This is a genomic window from Acidiphilium iwatense, from assembly GCF_021556475.1.
Taxonomy (GTDB): Bacteria; Pseudomonadota; Alphaproteobacteria; order Acetobacterales; family Acetobacteraceae; genus Acidiphilium; species Acidiphilium iwatense.
Map to the genome: position 1 here is coordinate 68,328 of NZ_JAKGBZ010000003.1, position 17,386 is coordinate 85,713.

18 protein-coding genes are annotated in these 17,386 nt (G+C 64.9%); 9 read left to right on the plus strand and 9 right to left on the minus strand.

Annotation, left to right across the window (positions count from 1 at the left end; all coding sequences use genetic code 11):
* Positions 1–52 precede the first annotated feature (52 nt).
* A complete protein-coding gene (locus L2A60_RS02670; RefSeq protein ID WP_235702827.1) occupies positions 53–1,012 on the plus strand; it encodes a homoserine kinase in 960 nt (319 codons plus the stop codon).
* On the plus strand, positions 1,002–1,502 hold the full coding sequence (gene rnhA / locus L2A60_RS02675; RefSeq protein WP_235702828.1) for a ribonuclease HI: 501 nt from the start codon (positions 1,002–1,004) through the stop codon (positions 1,500–1,502). The genes L2A60_RS02670 and rnhA overlap by 11 nt, the downstream gene beginning before the upstream one ends.
* Positions 1,503–1,555: 53 nt before the next feature.
* On the opposite strand, the gene L2A60_RS02680 is transcribed toward rnhA, so the two are convergent.
* Positions 1,556–2,485: an N-formylglutamate amidohydrolase gene (locus tag L2A60_RS02680; RefSeq protein ID WP_235702934.1), complete on the minus strand. Its 930-nt coding sequence runs from the start codon at positions 2,483–2,485 to the stop codon at positions 1,556–1,558.
* Between the two features lie 160 nt (positions 2,486–2,645).
* Here L2A60_RS02680 and L2A60_RS02685 point away from each other — a divergent pair, with 160 nt between their 5' ends.
* Positions 2,646–3,245 (plus strand): PadR family transcriptional regulator, encoded by a 600-nt coding sequence (locus tag L2A60_RS02685; protein WP_235702829.1) that lies wholly within the window; start codon positions 2,646–2,648, stop codon positions 3,243–3,245.
* 157 nt (positions 3,246–3,402) lie between these two features.
* Complete coding sequence (locus tag L2A60_RS02690) at positions 3,403–3,999, plus strand: MAPEG family protein (RefSeq protein ID WP_235702830.1); 597 nt, start codon at positions 3,403–3,405, stop codon at positions 3,997–3,999.
* Between the two features lie 19 nt (positions 4,000–4,018).
* On the opposite strand, the gene L2A60_RS02695 is transcribed toward L2A60_RS02690, so the two are convergent.
* Genes L2A60_RS02695 through L2A60_RS02705 form a run of 3 tightly spaced genes read right to left on the minus strand, consistent with a single transcriptional unit; the run spans position 4,019 to position 5,209 of the window.
* Positions 4,019–4,420 carry an ester cyclase gene (locus tag L2A60_RS02695; RefSeq protein ID WP_235702831.1) on the minus strand — a complete coding sequence of 134 codons (402 nt, stop codon included), beginning with the start codon at positions 4,418–4,420 and terminating at the stop codon, positions 4,019–4,021.
* A 10-nt stretch (positions 4,421–4,430) separates the two neighbouring features.
* Positions 4,431–4,883 carry a hypothetical protein gene (locus L2A60_RS02700; RefSeq protein ID WP_235702832.1) on the minus strand — a complete coding sequence of 151 codons (453 nt, stop codon included), beginning with the start codon at positions 4,881–4,883 and terminating at the stop codon, positions 4,431–4,433.
* Positions 4,871–5,209, minus strand: a complete 339-nt coding sequence (locus tag L2A60_RS02705; RefSeq protein ID WP_235702833.1) for a helix-turn-helix domain-containing protein — start codon at positions 5,207–5,209, stop codon at positions 4,871–4,873. Before L2A60_RS02705 ends, L2A60_RS02700 begins: the two co-directional genes overlap by 13 nt.
* Positions 5,210–5,883: 674 nt before the next feature.
* Between L2A60_RS02705 and L2A60_RS02710 the strand changes: the two genes are divergently transcribed.
* Complete coding sequence (locus L2A60_RS02710; protein WP_235702834.1) at positions 5,884–6,228, plus strand: YbjQ family protein; 345 nt, start codon at positions 5,884–5,886, stop codon at positions 6,226–6,228.
* Positions 6,229–6,273: 45 nt separating this feature from the next.
* Here L2A60_RS02710 and L2A60_RS02715 read toward each other — a convergent pair whose 3' ends face one another.
* The 3 genes from L2A60_RS02715 to L2A60_RS02725 form a co-directional block, all read right to left on the minus strand.
* Positions 6,274–6,690: a DUF4168 domain-containing protein gene (locus L2A60_RS02715; protein WP_235702835.1), complete on the minus strand. Its 417-nt coding sequence runs from the start codon at positions 6,688–6,690 to the stop codon at positions 6,274–6,276.
* 120 nt (positions 6,691–6,810) lie between these two features.
* Positions 6,811–10,245, minus strand: coding sequence for a transcription-repair coupling factor (gene mfd, locus L2A60_RS02720; RefSeq protein ID WP_235702836.1), 3,435 nt, complete (start codon positions 10,243–10,245; stop codon positions 6,811–6,813).
* Positions 10,242–10,538 (minus strand): succinate dehydrogenase assembly factor 2, encoded by a 297-nt coding sequence (locus L2A60_RS02725; protein WP_235702837.1) that lies wholly within the window; start codon positions 10,536–10,538, stop codon positions 10,242–10,244. Before L2A60_RS02725 ends, mfd begins: the two co-directional genes overlap by 4 nt.
* Here L2A60_RS02725 and recG point away from each other — a divergent pair.
* Together recG and L2A60_RS02735 are read left to right on the plus strand one after the other, a co-directional pair.
* The gene (recG, locus tag L2A60_RS02730) at positions 10,473–12,635 is read left to right on the plus strand and encodes an ATP-dependent DNA helicase RecG (RefSeq protein WP_235702838.1); all 2,163 of its coding nucleotides are present in this window, start codon (positions 10,473–10,475) and stop codon (positions 12,633–12,635) included. The genes L2A60_RS02725 and recG overlap by 66 nt on opposite strands.
* Positions 12,636–12,861: 226 nt before the next feature.
* Positions 12,862–13,299 carry an NUDIX hydrolase gene (locus tag L2A60_RS02735; RefSeq protein WP_235702839.1) on the plus strand — a complete coding sequence of 146 codons (438 nt, stop codon included), beginning with the start codon at positions 12,862–12,864 and terminating at the stop codon, positions 13,297–13,299.
* Between the two features lie 130 nt (positions 13,300–13,429).
* Here L2A60_RS02735 and msrP read toward each other — a convergent pair whose 3' ends face one another.
* Entirely contained in the window at positions 13,430–14,383 is a 954-nt protein-coding gene (gene msrP / locus L2A60_RS02740) for a protein-methionine-sulfoxide reductase catalytic subunit MsrP (RefSeq protein ID WP_235702840.1), read from the minus strand.
* Between the two features lie 100 nt (positions 14,384–14,483).
* Between msrP and mazG the strand changes: the two genes are divergently transcribed.
* Both mazG and L2A60_RS02750 read left to right on the plus strand, forming a co-directional pair.
* A complete protein-coding gene (gene mazG, locus L2A60_RS02745) occupies positions 14,484–15,266 on the plus strand; it encodes a nucleoside triphosphate pyrophosphohydrolase (protein ID WP_235702841.1) in 783 nt (260 codons plus the stop codon).
* Positions 15,263–15,826 (plus strand): DNA-3-methyladenine glycosylase I, encoded by a 564-nt coding sequence (locus L2A60_RS02750; protein ID WP_235702842.1) that lies wholly within the window; start codon positions 15,263–15,265, stop codon positions 15,824–15,826. Before mazG ends, L2A60_RS02750 begins: the two co-directional genes overlap by 4 nt.
* Here the strand turns inward: L2A60_RS02750 and L2A60_RS02755 are convergent.
* Positions 15,816–17,222, minus strand: a complete 1,407-nt coding sequence (locus L2A60_RS02755; RefSeq protein WP_235702843.1) for an APC family permease — start codon at positions 17,220–17,222, stop codon at positions 15,816–15,818. The genes L2A60_RS02750 and L2A60_RS02755 overlap by 11 nt on opposite strands.
* Positions 17,223–17,386: the final 164 nt, after the last annotated feature.

Consider the following 17,386-nt stretch of genomic DNA (forward strand, 5'->3'; position numbering starts at 1 on the left):
CATCGAAACCCTCCCTTGCCATCAAAACCGCGATCGGTCATCTCCGGCCTCCATGGCAGTTTATACCGAGGTTACCGACGACGCGCTGGCGGAATTCCTGGAGCTCTACGAGATCGGCCGGCTGGTCGCGTTTCGCGGCATCGCCGAGGGGGTGGAGAACAGCAATTTCTCGCTCCGCACCACGGATGGCGATTTCATCCTCACCCTCTACGAAAAACGCGTCGATCCCGCCGATCTGCCCTGGTTTCTCGGGCTGATGGAGCATCTGGCGGCGAAATCCCTGCCCTGCCCGCTGCCGGTGCGCGCGCGCGACGGCGCCAATCTCAACAAGCTCGCCGGGAAAATCGCCGCGATCACCACCTTCCTGCCCGGAATCTGGCCGCGCCGCCCGGCGGTCGCGCATTGCGCGCCGCTCGGCGAAGCCCTGGCCCGCCTGCACCTTGCCGGCGCCGATTACGCCCCGACCCGCGCCAATGCGCTCGGCCCCGAGGGCTGGCGGCCCTTGTTCGCCCGCTGCGCCGGCAGCGCCGACACGGTGCAGGCCGGGCTCGGCGCGGCGCTCGATGCGTCGCTCGACGCGATTCTCGCCGCCTGGCCGGACAATCTGCCGCGCGGTCATATCCACGCCGATCTGTTCCCCGACAACGTGTTCTTTCTCGACGGCAAGATCTCCGGCCTGATCGATTTCTATTTCGCCGCGACCGATCTCTACGCCTACGACATCGCGGTCTGCCTCAACGCCTGGTGTTTCGAAAACGACTTCAGCTTCAACATCACCAAATCCCGCGCCCTGCTGCGCGGCTACCAATCGGTCCGCCCGCTCGCCGAAGCCGAACGCGCCACCCTGCCGGTTCTCTGCCAGGGTGCCGCGATCCGCTTCCTGCTCACCCGCCTCTATGACTGGATCAATACGCCGGACGGCGCGCTGGTGACGCGCAAGGACCCGCTCGCCTATTGGCGCCGGCTGCGCTTTCACGCCCAGGCCCGCTCGGAGGGTGACTATGGACTCTGAAGACCGCGCCATCGTCGACATCTGGACCGATGGCGGCTGCCGGCCGAATCCCGGCCCCGGCGGCTGGGCCGCGCTGCTGCGCTTCGGCGATCGCGAGCGCGAGCTGTCCGGTGCTGCGCAAAATACCACCAACAATCGCATGGAGCTCACCGCCGCGGCCGAAGCGCTCGAAGCGCTGAAACGCCCCTGCCGCGTGCGCCTGCACACCGACAGCGAATATCTCCGCAACGGCATCACGCGCTGGCATTCCGGCTGGGTGCGGCGCAACTGGCGCAACGCGAAGGGCGATCCAGTCGCCAATTACGACCTCTGGCAGCGCGTCCTCGCCGCCGCGAAACCGCACGAGATCGAATGGCTCTGGGTGCGCGGCCATGCCGGCGACGTCATGAACGAACGGGCCGATATTCTGGCGACCAAGGCCCGCGAGGCGCTGACCCCCCAGAGCAATATGGCTTTAAGTGGAATCGCGCGGCGATCCGCAAAGCCATGAAATTGCTCGCCCAAACAAAGAGTAGAGCGTGATCGACTGAAAGTCATCACGCTCTAAACCAGCCGCGCCGCCGTGTCGGCGACCAGCCCGATCATCCGGCCGAGACACGCCCGCACCTCGGCAAACCCGCCATTCGGCGCCACCGTCCGTTCATCCATGTAGAGTTGCTTGGCGATCTCGATCTGCAGCACATGCACCCGCTCGCGCGGCCTGCCGTAATGGCGGGTGACATAGCCGCCGGCATAGGGGTCGTTGCGCCGGACCACGAAACCCTCGCCGCGCAGCGCCGCCTCGACGAAGTGCACGACCGGCCGCGCGCAGGCCGCGCCATGGGCGTCGCCCAGCACGATATCCGGGCCTCTGCCGCCGCGAGACGGACCTGGCCCCGGCCCCGATTGACTTGGCCCCGATTGACTTGGCATCGAATGGACATCGAGCAGCAGGCAGGCGCCGAATGCCGCGCGGGTCTCGGCGATCAACGCCGCGAGTGCCGCGTGATACGGCAGCCAGCAGGTTTCGATCCGCGCCCGCGCCTCGGCGAAGCACAGCTTGCGGCGATAGATCGGCTCGCCGGAGGCGACCACGCGGGCGATGGTGCCGAGCCCGGCCACCACCCGCGCGCTCGCGCTGTTGACATGATCGGGCAGCGAATCCTCGAACATGGCGGGATCGAGTTCCCACGCCTCGCGATTGACATCGCAGAAGGCGCGCGGAAACCTGGCCGCGAGCAGCGGCACGCCGTGCTCGGGGGCGGCGGCGCATAAATCATCGACGAAACTGTCCTCGCTCTTGCGCAGCGCCAGCGCATCGAGCCGGGAAGCGGCGAGAAATCCGGCATCGTAGTCCCGGCCGGAATGCGGCGAGGCGACGACGACCGGCGCGCTCTGGCGCGGCGGGCGCAGCAGGGTGAACGCACAGGGCGCGACATCGGGCGCGTCCCGTGCGGCGGCGATTTCCGGCAAACCTGACGCGCTCACATCCATGGTCATTGGTGACTACCATAAAACCGATGCAACCGCGCGCGGTCAATGATGCGCGGCGCCGCGCCGCCGGATGACCGGGACGGGAGCGCGTCGATTTCGTTTGATTTCGACTGAGTTTAGATATATCTAAATAATATCTGAATGACGGAGACAGACACAAATGGACCTCTTTGAACGGCTGCGCGCGATCCATGACGACTATTATCGCGGCGCCTATTCGAACGGCTGCGGCGGTCGGCGCTTCGCCTTCGGCCGCCATAACCACCCCTTGCACGGCGCGGAGCGGTATGGACGGTTCGGACTGGGCGGGCGGCTGCGGCGCTGGCTGGACCATGGCGATCTCAGGATGCTGGTGCTGCATCTGATCGCGGAAAAGCCGCGCCACGGCTACGAGATCATCAAGGCGATCGAGGAGCTGGCGGGCGGCGCCTATGCGCCCAGCCCCGGCGTGATCTACCCGACGCTCACGCTGCTCGAAGAGCTTGGGCTGGTGACCAGCGAGGTCGAGGGCAGCCGCAAGAGTTTCAGCATCACCGAGGCGGGTTCCGAGGAACTGGCGGCGAACCGGAGCACGGTCGAGGCGATTCTGGCGCGGATCGCCGCCGCGCAGGTGCGGGAACCGGCGCTGCCGGTGATCCGGGCGATGAAGAATCTGCGGACCGCGCTGGGGCTGAAGCTGGCGGCGGGGATTTCGCCGGAGACGGCGCGCCGGATCGCCGACGCGCTGGACCAGGCGGCCCGTACGATCGAGGAATTGTAAAGCGCCGGCTTAAAACCGGTCGGCAGTGTCTCGATTTGAATTTCCGGTTTTCAAGAATTCTGCAAGTGTTACCAGCCGCCTCGGTATGCTATAGGTTGCGGGTATGAATGATGCAGAATCAGAGAAAGGCGCATTTATACGCCAGCGCCGCGCTGGCATGATTGCCATCGCGGTGGCTATGCCAGTCGCGCTCCTGCTTTGGCTGGCAATTGCTTATCTCGTGTCGCCGTTGCCGGGCATGGATAGCTTGGGCAGCAGGATGCTTTTTACGCTCAAATGCTGCTGCCTTGCGGTTCTGTTTTGCCTCGTGACGGGCGTAGAGGCCGTGGCTCATGAGCGGCTGTCTTCGCCCGCGTTTGATCCGCTTTCCGGATTTGAGACGTGGAGACTGCGAGTCAATCAACGCTATCTGCAAAACACATTGGAGCAAATCCTTGTGTTTATGGCCGCGCTTTTTGGTCTCGCAGCCTATTCCCCGGACGGCTCCGCGATGCGCGGCGTGCTAGCGACCACCGTTGTTTGGATACTGGCGCGTGCCGCCTTTTGGATCGGCTATCATCGGAGCGCCGCAATGCGGGGCTTGGGTGCGCCGGGGATGGCGCTCAGCATGATTGTCCTGCTCTATGTGGCCAGCCGGATCGGTTATGAAGTTGGCGGCTTTGTCGGGGCGGCTGTCCCAGTCGTGGCGTTTTTAGCGATTGAGGCTTTTTTGTTCAGGGCGACACGGCCTTTGCGGTCCGCCGATCCCCCCTAGCTGGGGCATCGTGCATATCTCAAGACTTATGCGGCGGACTCGTCCAATGCACCTGCGCCGTATCTGTCCATGCCGAGCCTAGCGGCTGCAACGACAACCAGGTCTCAACCAGCTTGCCCCCCTCGATCCGATAGGACTGCATACCGGCACGGCTCCGCGCCTCGCCGGTTTTGGTGTCAGTCCACTTGAAGGCAAAGCGAAACCAAGCCCGGTCGCTCTTGAACGAGTGGTCATAGACGACGACCCGGATATCGGGCCGCTCCTCTCGAATTTTGGCGATTTCCGCCGCATAGGCCTCGCGTGTCACCGTCCGGTCACCGGCTTCGTCGTGCCGGATGTAGTGCGACCCGACGCATTTCGGGACGAGGTCGTATTTACCCTCATGCCAAACGCGCTCCCATCGGTCGAACAGGTCGCGCAAGATAGACTCCTCAGACATCGATGACCTCCTTTAACTCATGCCTAGCCTGCACCTCTTTAGCGGTGCGGTAAAGAACAGAATGCGAACTGACAATCGCTGACCCCGCGCGCCGAAAATCAAAAACTTTCGGAAAATCAGGTCGATGTTGCGACTTTCTGATATTTGACGAGGTCGAACGCGAATGTGGGTGTCTCGACCGGCAGTCGGGTGAAACCGTGGTGAAGATAGAAAAAGCTTCGGCCGCCGGGGAGATGGCGTGGACGATGACGAGCCGGGCCGACACCTCGGCGGAGGCCCGCAGCGCCAGAGGCTTTGCTGTGACCGGATCGCCCGCCGCTTTGAAAGACGCGCTGTTTCGGTCGCTGGCCGAGCCGTGTTCCGTTGGCGATTTTTCGGCGAGGGCCTCCCTTCCGTCCGTGTGGCGATCGTGACGGTGGAGTGGCCAGGCGGTTACGACAGCCAATTGATCGGGACGCTTAGAGCGTCCGCGAGCTTCGCGATCGTCTCCGGTGTGCCGGCTCGGCGGCCGCTTTCGAGATCGGACAGATAGCCCTGACTGATTCCGGTCTTAAAGCTCAGGTGCAGTTGCGTGATATCCTTCCACTGCCGGATGGCTTTCAGCCGGCTATCGCCGTGCAAGATCGCGGCACTTACCTCCTTCGGCAGTGTAGCGACACCGGCCTCCGCGAGCTCGGCCTTGCGGGTGTCGTAGATCGCGATGTCTTCCTCGTCCTCGGCGGACTCGTCGGCGCGTGCAAGCAACTCTTCGTATTCGGCGCGAGGCAGCACCACCAGCTCCTCGCCGGAGGGGGGTGCGGATGATTTGCGGGGTGCTCATCGTTTCAGTTCCTCTTACAGGTCGTGGTGCACGGCGGCCGATATAGATCGCCAGGATGGTGGTCGCGTCTTCGTCGAAGATCACCCGGCATCTGCCGATGCGCAGCCGGTAGCCGTCGCGGCCTTGCAGCGCTTTCACGTCTCCCTGACCGGTCATGGCGTAGCGATGAAGTCCGGCTTCCACCTGCTCGCGGGCGTCGCGCGGGAGGAGGTCCAGATCCTTCGCGGCGCTCAGCGTCAGAATGATCATCTTCATGAGCGATAGTATCGCAAAATAAACCACTTCGTTAGCGATACTATCGCATCCATTCCATGAAGGCTGGTCGCGGATCTCCTATCCAGACGAGATGGGAACGCCTGTCTGCTTTCTCGTCCCTGTATCGCCCGACTCAGGGAAGCCTGCTTCCTGATTTTCCATAACACCCGTTCAGATTTCGGCCCGACCGGGCCATGATGAGAAGGCTGGCTTTTCAAAACTTTCCACCAAAACCAGTCGAACCGTTTCCTACCCGTCGCGGAAATTCAAACCGCGGCACAACCAACCGATCAAACCCGATGCAATCGCGCGCGGCCGATGCTATGTCGGGCGTCTCTGCTCTCTTTCCAGAAAAACGGACCCCGCCCGCATGGCCGATATCCTCGTCGTCACCGTCAACGAAGTCGCGGGCGCGCGCGTCACCCGTGTGATCGGGCCGGTCTACGGCACCTCGATCCGCAGCCGAACCATCGTCGGCAACATGCTGGGTGGTATCCGCGCCATTTTCGGAGGCTCGCAAGGCGGTTATGTCGCCATGGTCAACCGGACCCGCGACGAGGCGATCGAGACGCTGAAAGCCCATGCCGCCTCGCTCGGCGCCAACGCGGTGGTCGGAATGCGCTTCGATTCCGGCGAGTTCGACGCCGGCCAGGGTCAGGCGATGAACGAGGTGACCGCCTATGGCACGGCGGTCATCCTGCAGCCGATCCAATAACGCCTATAACGCTATCGCAACGTCATTGCGAGCGAAGCGAAGCAATCAGTTCTTCGCGGAAATCCCGGCCGCGCTGAGCAATTGCTGACGCATCGCCGGATTCTGCTCGGCCGAGGCGAGCACCTGATCATACTGTCCGACGGTCAGGCCCTGGCGGGTGATCGCGCCCATCGCCTTCTGCTTCGCGGTCGCGACCAGTCGCTGCTTCGCCGCCGGATCAGTCGTCTTGGCCAGCTTGTCGCCATACATCTTGTTGATCGCAACGACCTTGCGCAGCGCATGGCCGGCCTTGGCGATCGTCGCGTGGGACAGCGGGTGCGCCGGCATCATCCCGGTCGATTGCCGGGGCTGCGGTGCCGCCGGCGCCGTCATCTGCGCCAGGGCGGTGCCGGCCAGCATCGGGGTTGCGATCAATCCGGCAGCGAGCGCTGCAAACGGAAGGGTTCTCGTGCGGTGTGCCATCATGAAACCTCGCTTGATGGGACGACCCGGTGCGGGACGCCTTCATCACGGACAGATGAGGACCGTGCCGCACGATGCAAATGTCAATTCGGTCATCGCAGCGCAATGACGAAACCGAAATTATGCTGCTTTCGCCTGCCCGATTATTCGTTGTAAATTAGATATGATATCGCGCGCCGCCGCAAGCCGCGCATTCACGTCCATCTCGCGCGCCAGAACCAGTCTGTGGTCCGGGCGCAGCCGCAGCACGCCGGCCCTGGTCGCGAGCCAGGCGATCAGCCCGCCCGGATTGGCGAAACTGTTGCCCCGGAAGCCGATCACCATGCCCTTCGGCCCGGCCTCCAGTTTTTCCACCCCGGCATCGCGGCAGGCGCGCTTGAGCGACACCGTGGCGAGCAGATTTTCCACCTCTTCCGGCATCGGGCCGAACCGATCGACCAGTTCGGCCGCCAGGGCCTCGCTTTCGGCATCGGTGCCGAGCGCGCCGATCCGCCGGTACAGCCCCAGCCGCACCGGCAGGTCCGCCACATAGGTCTCGGGGATCAGCACCGGCAGACCGAGGCTGATATTCGGCGTCCAGTCGCGCGTCGCTTCGCGCGCTTCCTTGCCCGCCGCCGCACGCAGATCGGCGACCGCATCCTCCAGCATCTGCTGATACAGCTGGATGCCGACCTCGCGGATATGGCCCGATTGCTCGTCGCCCAACAGGTTTCCCGCGCCGCGCAGATCGAGATCGTGCGAGGCCAGGGTAAATCCGGCGCCCAGCGTATCCAGCGTCTGCATCACCTCCAGCCGCTTCTCGGCCGAAGCGGCAAGCCGATGCGCGGGCGGCCAGGTCAGATAGGCGTAGCCGCGCTGCTTGCCGCGCCCGACCCTCCCGCGCAACTGATACAACTGCCCGAGTCCGAACAGATCCGCCCGCCAGATCAGGATCGTGTTCACCGAGGGCATGTCGAGCCCGGATTCGACGATGTTGGTCGCCAGCAGAACGTCATGGCGCCCCTCGCTGAACTCGGTCATCACCCGCTCGATCTCGGTCGGCGCCAGCCGCCCATGCGCGACCGCGCAGCGCAGATCGGGTGCGATTTCGGCGAGCCGCTCGCGCATCCGGTCGATATCGTCGATATGTGGCACGACGCAGAACAACTGGCCGCCGCGGAACCGCTCGCGCGCGATCGCCTCGCGGATCACCAGCGCGTCCCATGGCATGATGAAGGTGCGCACCGCCAGCCGGTCGACCGGCGGGGTGGTGATGAGCGACAAATCCCGTACGCCGGTCAAAGCGAGTTGCAAGGTGCGCGGAATCGGCGTCGCGGTCAGGGTCAGCACATGGACATCGGCCTTGAGCTGCTTCAGCCGCTCCTTGTGCGCCACGCCGAAATGCTGCTCCTCATCGACGATCAGCAGCGCGAGATCGGCGAAGGCGATGGATTTGGCGAGCAGCGCATGGGTGCCGACCACGATATTGACGCTGCCATCGGCCAGCCCGGCCTTCACCCTGGTCGCATCCTTGGCGGTAACGAGCCTCGACAATTGCGCCACCTTGATCGGCAGCCCGGCAAACCGCTCGGAAAACAGCCGGAAATGCTGGCGCGCGAGCAGCGTGGTCGGCACCACCACGGCAACCTGGGTTCCCGCCATCGCGGCGACGAAGGCGGCGCGCAGCGCCACCTCGGTCTTGCCGAAGCCGACATCGCCGCACACCAGCCGGTCCATCGGCTTGCCGACGGCCAGATCCTCCAGCACGTCGCCGATCGCGCGCGCCTGATCCTCGGTCTCGGTATAGGGGAAACGGGCGCAGAACTCGGCGAAACTGCCCTCCTCGGCGGCGAGCAGGGGCGCATCGTGCAGCTTGCGCTCGGCGGCGATGCGAATCAGCCCCGCCGCCATGTCGCGGATACGGTTTTTCGCGCGGGCTTTCCGCGCCTGCCACGATGCGCCGCCGAGCTTGTCCAGCCCCACCCCGGCGGTCTCGGTGCCGAAGCGGGATAGAAGGTCGATATTCTCGACCGGGAGGAACAATTTGTCGCCGCCATCATACAGAAGCCGCAGGCAATCATGCGGCGCACTATCGACACTCAGCGTCACCAGCCCGTCATACCGGCCGATGCCGTGATCCTGATGCACCACCAGATCGCTCTCGGCGATCTCGGTGGCATCGGCGATGAACTGATCGGCTCGCTGGCGTTTGCGCGGCGGCCTGGCGATCCGCGCGCCCAGCAGATCCTGCTCGGCCACAATCGCGAGATCGTCCGCGACGAAACCCCGTTCCAGCCCGAGCACCGCCAGCAACACGGCATCGCCCTTGGCAATCCGAGCCTCCCGCGCGTTGTCGATCGGGATCGAGCGCATCCCGTGGTCGCGCAGCAGCGCCGCCAGCCGGTCGCGCGAGCCCGCACTCCAGGCGGCGAGCACCACGCGGCGCCCCGCCTCGCGCCAGCGCGCGGCGAGCAGGCGGAATTCGTCGAACACCGAAGCGCCCGCCGGTCCCTGCGCCAGGATCGCGCCGGGCCGGCCGCCGGCCTCGACGCCGGCAGCACCATCCGGCTTGGCGAACGGCGAAAACCCGGTCGCCTGCCGCTGGACAAGGATCGCGGCGAAGCTGTTGCGGTCGAGATAAAGCAGTTCGGGCGCGATCGGCCGATACGGCAAATCCCCCGCGCGCGGCGGCGCGCGGCGCGCCTGGTAATGGTCGGCGATCATCTCGAACCGCGCCGAAGCCGCGTCCTCCGCCTGATGATCGAGGCTCACGGCGGCGGCCGGCGCGTAGTCGAAAATCGTCTCCATTTCGCCGCAGAACAACGGTGCGTAATGCTCCATGCCCGGCTGGCGCCGATGGTCGGAAATCGCCTCGTAGAGCGGGTCGCGTACCGAATCGGCGCCGAACATCTCGCGGAACGCGCCGCGAAACCGGCTGACCGAGTCGGCATCGAGCGGAATTTCCGACGCCGGGCGGAAGATCAGCGCCGCCACCGAAGCCCCGCTGCGCTGGGTGCCCGGATCGAACCGGCGCAGGCTCTCCACCTGGTCGCCGAACAGATCCATCCGAGTCGGCGCGGCCTCGCCCGCCGGCCAGACATCGACGATCCCGCCCCTGATCGCGAAATCGCCCGGCTCCATCACCGTGCCGACCCGGTGATAGCCATGGGCTTCGAGAAATCGCGCCAGCGCGTCCGGCGCGATCGTCCCGCCCGGCGCGATGGCGAGGCTCGCGTTTTTGAACTGCCCGCGCGGCGGGGTGCACTGCACCGCCGCGTTCACCGTGGTCAGAATGATGCGCTTGCATAGCGCGGGTTCCAGCAGCCGGGCCAGGGACGCGACCCGCTCCGCCATGATCGCCGGGTTCGGCGACACCCGGTCATAGGGCAGGCAATCCCAGGCCGGGAATGTCACGATCTCGGCGTCCGGCGCGAAAAACCCCAGCGCATCGGCCAATCGCGCCAGCCTTGCATCGTCGCGCGCGATATGCAGGACCGACCCCGCCTCGGCGGCGCGGCGGGCGATCAGGGCGGCGTCGAACCCTTCAGGCGCGCCGTAGACACTCAGCAGACTCATCGTCCCTGCTTGCCCTGCGCGACCTCGGCGGCCTGTTCCTTGATCTCGCGCAGCATCGGACTGTCTGCATGATCGGGGATCGGCAACCGTCCGGTCAGCCAGTCGGCCAGCTCGGTATCCGGGTGTTCCATCACCGCCTCGAACGCGTCGAGCATGGCATCGTCCATCGTCGCGATATGCTTATGCGCGAACCCGCCGATCATCAGATCGTTCTCGTATGTCCCCCGATGGGTGGCCCGATACAGCAGCCGGCGGTGGCGGAGCGGAAGCGCGTCGTTCGAGTCAGCATTCATGATGGGTTGCGATATAGAGCGAGGCCGCGCCACTGTCAGCCCGTGACCCCCGAATCCATCGATTCGCTGCGCGCGCCTCTGACCAGCCTGCCCGGCATCGGGCCACGGCTCGCCGCCCTGCTCGCCCGCGCGGTGGGCGGCGACACGCTCCGCGACCTGCTGTTTCATCTCCCGGAACATTTTATCGACCGGCGCGAGCGGTTTTTGCTCCGCGACGCCAAACCGGGCAGCATCGGCACCTTCACCGTCGAAGTGGTCGGCCACGAGGCGCCGTCACGCAAATCCCAGCCGCACCGGGTCGTCATCCGCGATTCCAGCGGCTTCGGCGAGGTCGTGCTGTTCCATCCCGGCCGCCTCGTGCAATTCCCGGTCGGCGCGAAACTGCTCATCTCCGGCAAGGTCGAACGCTACGCCGACCGGATTACCCTGCCGCACCCCGATTACGTGGTTCCCGTCATGCAGGAAGCCGCGCTGCCGATGATCGAGCCGGTCTGGCGCCTCACCGCCGGGCTCTATCCGCGCGTGGTCGCCCGCGCGATGGCAGCCGCGCTCGCCCGCCTGCCCGATCTGCCGGAATGGCAAAACCCGTCCGTCCTGCGCCAGCGCCATTGGCCCGGCTTTGGCGACGCGTTGCGCGCGCTGCACGCCCCCGCCGCCATTCCTGACGACAAACCGGCGCGACGCCTCGCTTATGACGAATTGCTGGCGCGCCAGATCGCGTTCGCCCTGATCCGCCGCCGCAGCCGCAAGCGTCCCGGCCGCGCCTTCACCGGCAAGGGACATTTACGGGCGGCCGCCCTTGCCCGCTTCGGATTTCCGCCTACCAACGCCCAAGCGGCGGCCCTGGCGGAAATCGACGCCGATCTCGCCGCGCCGCACCGGATGCTGCGCCTGCTGCAGGGCGATGTCGGCTCCGGCAAAACACTCGTTGCGGCCCTCGCGATGCTTCGGGTGGTGGAAGCCGGCGCACAGGCCGCCCTGCTCGCCCCCACCGAATTGCTGGCACGCCAGCACCACGCCACGCTTTCGAAACTCTGCCCGGTTCCGGTCGCCCTGCTCACCGGCTCATTGAAGACCGCCGAACGGCGCAAAATCCTCGCCGGGCTCGCCGACGGCGCGATTCCCATCATCATCGGCACCCATTCGATCTTTCAGAAATCGGTCGAATTCCACGATCTCGGCCTCGCCGTCATCGACGAACAGCACCGCTTCGGCGTCGAACAGCGCTTCGCCCTCGGCGCCAAGGGCGAGGCCACCGACATGCTGGTGATGACCGCGACGCCGATCCCCCGCACCCTCCTCCTCTCGCACTGGGGCGAAATGACCGTCAGCCGGATCGCCGAAAAACCCGCCGGCCGCACACCGATCCGCACCACCCTGCACCCGCTCGACAAGATGGCCGATATCACCGACGCGATCGCGCGGATGATCGCGCGCGGCGGGCGGGTCTACTGGGTCTGCCCGCTGGTGTCGGAAAGCGAAATGCTCGACATCGCCGCCGCCGAATTGCGATTCGCAGCACTCGCCGAGCGTTTTTCCACCCGCGTCGCCTTGGCCCACGGCCGTCAACCCATAGACATCCGCGCCGCCGCCCTGGCCGGCTTCGCTTCGGGCAAGACCGACATCCTGGTCTCCACCACGGTCATCGAAGTCGGAGTCGATGTGCCAGAAGCCAATGTCATGGTGATCGAACACGCCGAACGCTTCGGCCTCGCTCAGCTTCACCAGTTGCGCGGGCGGGTCGGACGCGGTGCGGCGGCAAGCTACTGCCTGCTGCTGCAAGATGCGGATCTCACCAGAACCGCCCGCAAGCGCCTTGCCATCTTGCGCGAAACCGAAGACGGTTTCCGCATCGCCGACGAAGATTTCCGCCTCCGCGGCGGCGGTGACGTTCTGGGCGCCAGACAATCCGGCCTGCCCGGCTACCGCCTCGCCGACGCCGAACGCGATTCCGATCTCATCTCCATGGCCCATAAGGACGCCGCCATGCTGCTCGACTCCGACCCGACCCTGACAACGCCGCGCGGTCAGGCCGCCCGAACCCTGCTCCGCCTGTTCGATCAGGCCCGCGCCATCCGCGCCCTGGCGGCTGGCTGACGATGGTCTCGCCGGTTTCGCAGGGGCTCCGCCCCTGCACCCCGCTAAGGGCTGAGCCCTTAGAACCCGTTAGTTTCGGGCTTTGGTGGGCGGGGCTGGCAAGCACGACGAGCCCATTCTGGCCCCGCCCGCCAAAGCCCGCATTTATGGATTTCAAAGGCTCCGCCTTTGATGAGGGATGCAAGGGGGCAACGCCCCCTTGCGACATCAGCGGGGGTCAATCACCATGAGCCGCGAGTATCCTGATGCGCCGAGGGTCGGGGTAGGCGTGGTGGTGCTGCGCGGCGAATCCGTGCTGCTGGTGCGGCGCGGGCAGAAGCCGGCTCTGGGGGCGTGGAGCCTGCCGGGCGGCGGGCAGGAGCTGGGCGAGACGGCGGAAGCCACCGCGCGGCGGGAATTGCTGGAGGAAACCGGGCTCACGGTCGGGCCGCTGGTGCTGGCCGGAAATGTGGATTCGATCCATCGCGACGCCGGCGGAAGGGTGCAGTTTCATTACACCATTCTCGATTTCGCGGCGCGTTATGAGGGCGGCGCCGCACGCGCGGGCGGCGATGTGACCGATATCGCCTGGGTTTCGGAGCCGGAGTTCGACGCTTATGATTTATGGTCCGAGGCGCGGCGGATCATCGCCGCCGCGCGACTAACATTAGGTCAGAATAGATGACGTTTGTTTCACGTGAAACAAAGGCACCAGACCGGACCTAAATTCTTGAAAACTGGAAGTCATTGATTTGGCGCGCAGCCGCCACGCCAACCCTGCGCGCGATATCGTTCAGCCCTGCGGCCTTCCGGTATCACATGAACAATTTCTTGTCCTGCTTCATGCCGGCATAGAGCGAGGCGACCCATTTGCCGTAGCCGTTGTAGATTTGCGTCGGCGCGACCTGGCCGGTGCCGATGATGCGTTCGCGCGCCTGGCTCCAGCGCAAGGTCGGGTATTTCGGGTTCACGTTGGCCCAGAACCCATACATGTCCGGGCTGGTCTGCTGCCAGAAGGTTTTCGGCTGGTCCTTGACGAATTCGATCCGCACGATCGATTTCGCCGATTTGAAGCCATATTTCCACGGCAGCACCGCGCGGATCGGCGCGCCGTCCTGCTTGGGCATGGGCTGGTGATAGAGCCCGGTGCCGACGAAGGCGAGTTCGTTCGTCGCTTCCGCCATGGTCAGCCCCTCGTGATACGGCCAGGGAAAAAACGGAATGGCGAGGCCGGGCATCACCTTTTGATCGGCGAGCGTGGTGAAGCGGAGGAAATTCGCGGACGATAAGGGCTTGGCGATTTTGACCAGATCGCTCATCGCGAAGCCCTGCCAGGGCACGGTGATCGACCAGGCTTCGACGCAGCGATGGCGGTAGATGCGGGTTTCGGTTTTGACCTTTTTCATCAGGTCGTCGAACGAGATTGTGAAGGGTTTTTCCACCAGACCGTCGATTTTGACGGTCCAGGGTTCGGTGGGCAGTTTCTGCGCGGCGCGCCAGATGTCTTTCGAGAGGCCGAATTCGTAGAAATTATTGTAGGTTTCGACGTTTTTTTTCGGCGTGAGCGCGCGGCCGGGGTCGAAGCGCAGCGCTGAGGGCGAATAGCCCTGGGGCGGTGGTACATCGGCGGCGAGCGCATCGCCGATGCCGCCGAAACCGAGCGCGGCACCACCCATGACCGCGATCGCCGCGCGGCGGTTCAGGGCGAAGGCTTCCGGGGTTGCCGCCGCTTCGGGCAGATCCCAGTCGCGTTTGCGGATCAGGTGCATGGTTGTTCTCCTTGGCGGTTACTTTAGTCTATTCCGCGATGCCCGCGCATCACGCCGGCGTGTTCTCGCGCCGATGTCAATTGATCCTGAACGAGGCCGCATGACCGCTCCTTCAATCGCAAGGCTTATCGATGTCATGGCGATGCTGCGCGACCCTGTCGCTGGCTGTCCGTGGGATCGGGAGCAGGATTTCGCATCCATCGCCCCCTATACGGTCGAGGAGGCCTATGAGGTTGCAGATGCGATCGTGAAAAACGATCCATCCGCGCTGCGCGACGAGTTGGGCGACCTGCTGTTCCAGGTGGTGTATCACGCGCGGCTCGCCGAGGAGCGCGGCTGGTTCGATTTCGAGCGTGTGGCGGCAGGGATTGTCGGGAAAATGATCCGCCGGCATCCGCATGTGTTCGGCGATGCCGATGCGCGGGACGCGGCGGCGCAGACCAGCGCGTGGGAGGCGGACAAGGCGCGGGAACGCTCCCTGCGCGCCTTGCCCGGCGTGCTGGACGGCATCGCGACCACGATTCCCGCGCTGCTGCGGGCGAAGAAACTGACGGCGCGGGCGGCGCGGGTCGGGTTCGACTGGCCGGATGCCGAGGCGGTGCTCGACAAGCTCGACGAGGAGATCGCGGAACTGCGCGTCGAACTGCCGGGCGGCGATGCGGACCGGATCGAGGACGAACTGGGCGATCTGTTCTTCGTGATGGTCAATCTGGCGCGCAAGCTCGGGGTGGATGGCGAGGCGGCGCTGGCGCGGGCCAACGCGAAATTCGAGCGGCGGTTTCGCGGGGTCGAAGCAGCCTTGGCGGCGCAAGGGCGAACGCCGGATCAGGCCGGTCTCGATGAGATGGAGGGGTTGTGGCGGACGGTGAAGGCGGCGGAATGATGGGCAAGCTGGCGCGCTGCGGCTGGGCCGAGGGCGATGCGGTGATGGAAGCCTATCACGACCGCGAATGGGGTATTCCGGTGCGCGACGGCCGCGCGCTGTGGGAAATGCTCATGCTGGAAGGGTTTCAGGCCGGGCTGTCGTGGCGGACGATTTTGCACCGGCGGGAGGGGTTTCGCGCGGCGTTCGCGGGGTTCGAGCCGGAGATCGTCGCTCGGTTCGGACCGGACGATGTGGAGCGGTTGATGGGCGATGCGCGGATCATCCGCGCGCGGGCGAAGATCGAGGCGACGATCGGCGGGGCAAAAGCCTATCTGGCGATGCGGGATTCCGGCGAGGATTTCGCGGAATTCGTCTGGGGCATGGCGGGCGGCGCGGCGATAAGGGGCGACGGGGTCACGGCGCCGACAAACACGCCGTTATCGCACGCGATTTCGGCGGCGCTGAAGGCGCGCGGCTTCAAGTTTTGCGGGCCGGTGATCGTCTATGCGTGGATGCAGGCGGTGGGGATCGTTGACGACCACGCGGCGGGGTGCTTTCGCCGAAGCGCTACTCCTTGACGTAAATGCCGAGATTGAGCCGGTGGGACTGGGTTTTGTTGACGTAGATTCCGTAAAATATCGCGAGGATCAGGCCAAGCAGGGTGAGCCAGCCGAAGCTGTTATAGGGGGCGGGCTGGCCCGGCTCGACGATCGACCAGAGCGGGATGATATAGGCCAGGATGCCGAGAACCGGCAGAACCACGTGGGTAAAGACCGAGAATTCGGCGGGATATTCCCGCTTGAAGTAGATCGGCAGGCCGATATTCACCAGGATATAGACCAGGATGAGCGGGATGGTGCCGATGGTGCCGAGCCAGTTGAAGGCGTTGATCGGGCCGTAGACGCCGCCGAGAACGACGGCGACGATGGTACAGCCGATGCCGACGAACAGGATCGCGGCCGAGGGTGTCCGATGACGGGGGTGAATCCGGGCCATCCAGTCCGGGAACAGGCCCTCGCGGCCGAGATTGAAGAAAATCCGTGCGCCGGCATTGGTCGAGGCGAGCAGAAGGGCGAGCGTGCTGGTCAGACCGGCGAGATACATGACGAACACGAAGCCGCCGAAATTCAGCCCGACCGCCGAGATCATCGGGAAGTCGGTATGGGCGAGGGCTTTCGTGTCGAACCGGAATCCGACGACGGTTGACCAGGCGCAGAAGACATAGGCAAAGGTTGCGAAAATCGCCGCGGCGAACACGGCTTTTCGGATGGTCGCATGCGGGCGCTGAGCTTCCTCGGCCATTGCCGCCGCATTGCTCGCGCCGATGAACGGATAGACGGCGAGCGGAAAGGCGAGGCCGATGCCCTTGAGTCCCGAACTGAAGGAGGAGAACGAGAACGGACGGAAATTCACGAAATGCGGATTGAGGATCACCAGCGCGGCGCCGGAACCGAACAGGATCACGAGTTCGAAGATGAACAGCGAGATCGCCATTTTAGATGAAATCACCACGCCCCTTATGCAGAACAGGATGGTCAGCGCGGCGAAGATCAGGGTCAGCACGACGAAATTCACTTTGATGCCCATGAACTTGTCGAGCATGATCATGGTCCAGTTGCCGATGACGACATAGACCGAGGCGAGCGAGACGATCCAGGAAAACGCGAAGAAGACACCGATCGAGGCGCCGACGTAATCGCCGAAGGTGCGCGACACGAAGCAGGTGTAGGAGCCGGCGCTGGGGCATTTGCGCGAATATTCGGCGGTGCTGTTGACGTGAAAGATCGTCGCGACGCCGGCGATCACGAACAGCAGCGGCGCGCCGAGGCCGACGGTCGCGACGATGAGGCCGATCGTGGTGAAGGCGCTGTAAGCCGGCGCCATGTTGGCGAGCGACAGGCCGGTGAGTTCGACGAGGTTGAGGGAGCCCTTTTTCAGGGATTGCGCCGGCGCGGATGTTGCCTGCTCACTCATGACGATGTGCCTCCTGACTGAAGATTCCATCGACCCGTGCGGGTCGTTTGACGGTCGGTCAGGATTGGTGCGGGCTGTAGCCGATCCGGGCGCAGAGGATCAGCAATTCGCCCCTCCGGTCATGCACCGGGGGCGCGATCGGTCGTTCATGCAGCCTGCATCCG

What these genes read in the sequence shown, in the direction of transcription:
- L2A60_RS02715 (WP_235702835.1), bottom strand. Translation starts at nt 6,690, where the DNA reads ATGGCACACCGCACGAGAACCCTTCCGTTTGCAGCGCTCGCTGCCGGA.
- L2A60_RS02735 (WP_235702839.1), top strand. Translation starts at nt 12,862, where the DNA reads ATGAGCCGCGAGTATCCTGATGCGCCGAGGGTCGGGGTAGGCGTGGTG.
- L2A60_RS02670 (WP_235702827.1), top strand. Translation starts at nt 53, where the DNA reads ATGGCAGTTTATACCGAGGTTACCGACGACGCGCTGGCGGAATTCCTG.
- recG (WP_235702838.1), top strand. Translation starts at nt 10,473, where the DNA reads ATGGGTGGCCCGATACAGCAGCCGGCGGTGGCGGAGCGGAAGCGCGTC.
- L2A60_RS02725 (WP_235702837.1), bottom strand. Translation starts at nt 10,538, where the DNA reads ATGAATGCTGACTCGAACGACGCGCTTCCGCTCCGCCACCGCCGGCTG.
- msrP (WP_235702840.1), bottom strand. Translation starts at nt 14,383, where the DNA reads ATGCACCTGATCCGCAAACGCGACTGGGATCTGCCCGAAGCGGCGGCA.
- mazG (WP_235702841.1), top strand. Translation starts at nt 14,484, where the DNA reads ATGACCGCTCCTTCAATCGCAAGGCTTATCGATGTCATGGCGATGCTG.
- mfd (WP_235702836.1), bottom strand. Translation starts at nt 10,245, where the DNA reads ATGAGTCTGCTGAGTGTCTACGGCGCGCCTGAAGGGTTCGACGCCGCC.
- L2A60_RS02755 (WP_235702843.1), bottom strand. Translation starts at nt 17,222, where the DNA reads ATGAGTGAGCAGGCAACATCCGCGCCGGCGCAATCCCTGAAAAAGGGC.
- L2A60_RS02750 (WP_235702842.1), top strand. Translation starts at nt 15,263, where the DNA reads ATGATGGGCAAGCTGGCGCGCTGCGGCTGGGCCGAGGGCGATGCGGTG.
- rnhA (WP_235702828.1), top strand. Translation starts at nt 1,002, where the DNA reads ATGGACTCTGAAGACCGCGCCATCGTCGACATCTGGACCGATGGCGGC.
- L2A60_RS02690 (WP_235702830.1), top strand. Translation starts at nt 3,403, where the DNA reads ATGATTGCCATCGCGGTGGCTATGCCAGTCGCGCTCCTGCTTTGGCTG.
- L2A60_RS02685 (WP_235702829.1), top strand. Translation starts at nt 2,646, where the DNA reads ATGGACCTCTTTGAACGGCTGCGCGCGATCCATGACGACTATTATCGC.
- L2A60_RS02710 (WP_235702834.1), top strand. Translation starts at nt 5,884, where the DNA reads ATGGCCGATATCCTCGTCGTCACCGTCAACGAAGTCGCGGGCGCGCGC.
- L2A60_RS02680 (WP_235702934.1), bottom strand. Translation starts at nt 2,485, where the DNA reads ATGGATGTGAGCGCGTCAGGTTTGCCGGAAATCGCCGCCGCACGGGAC.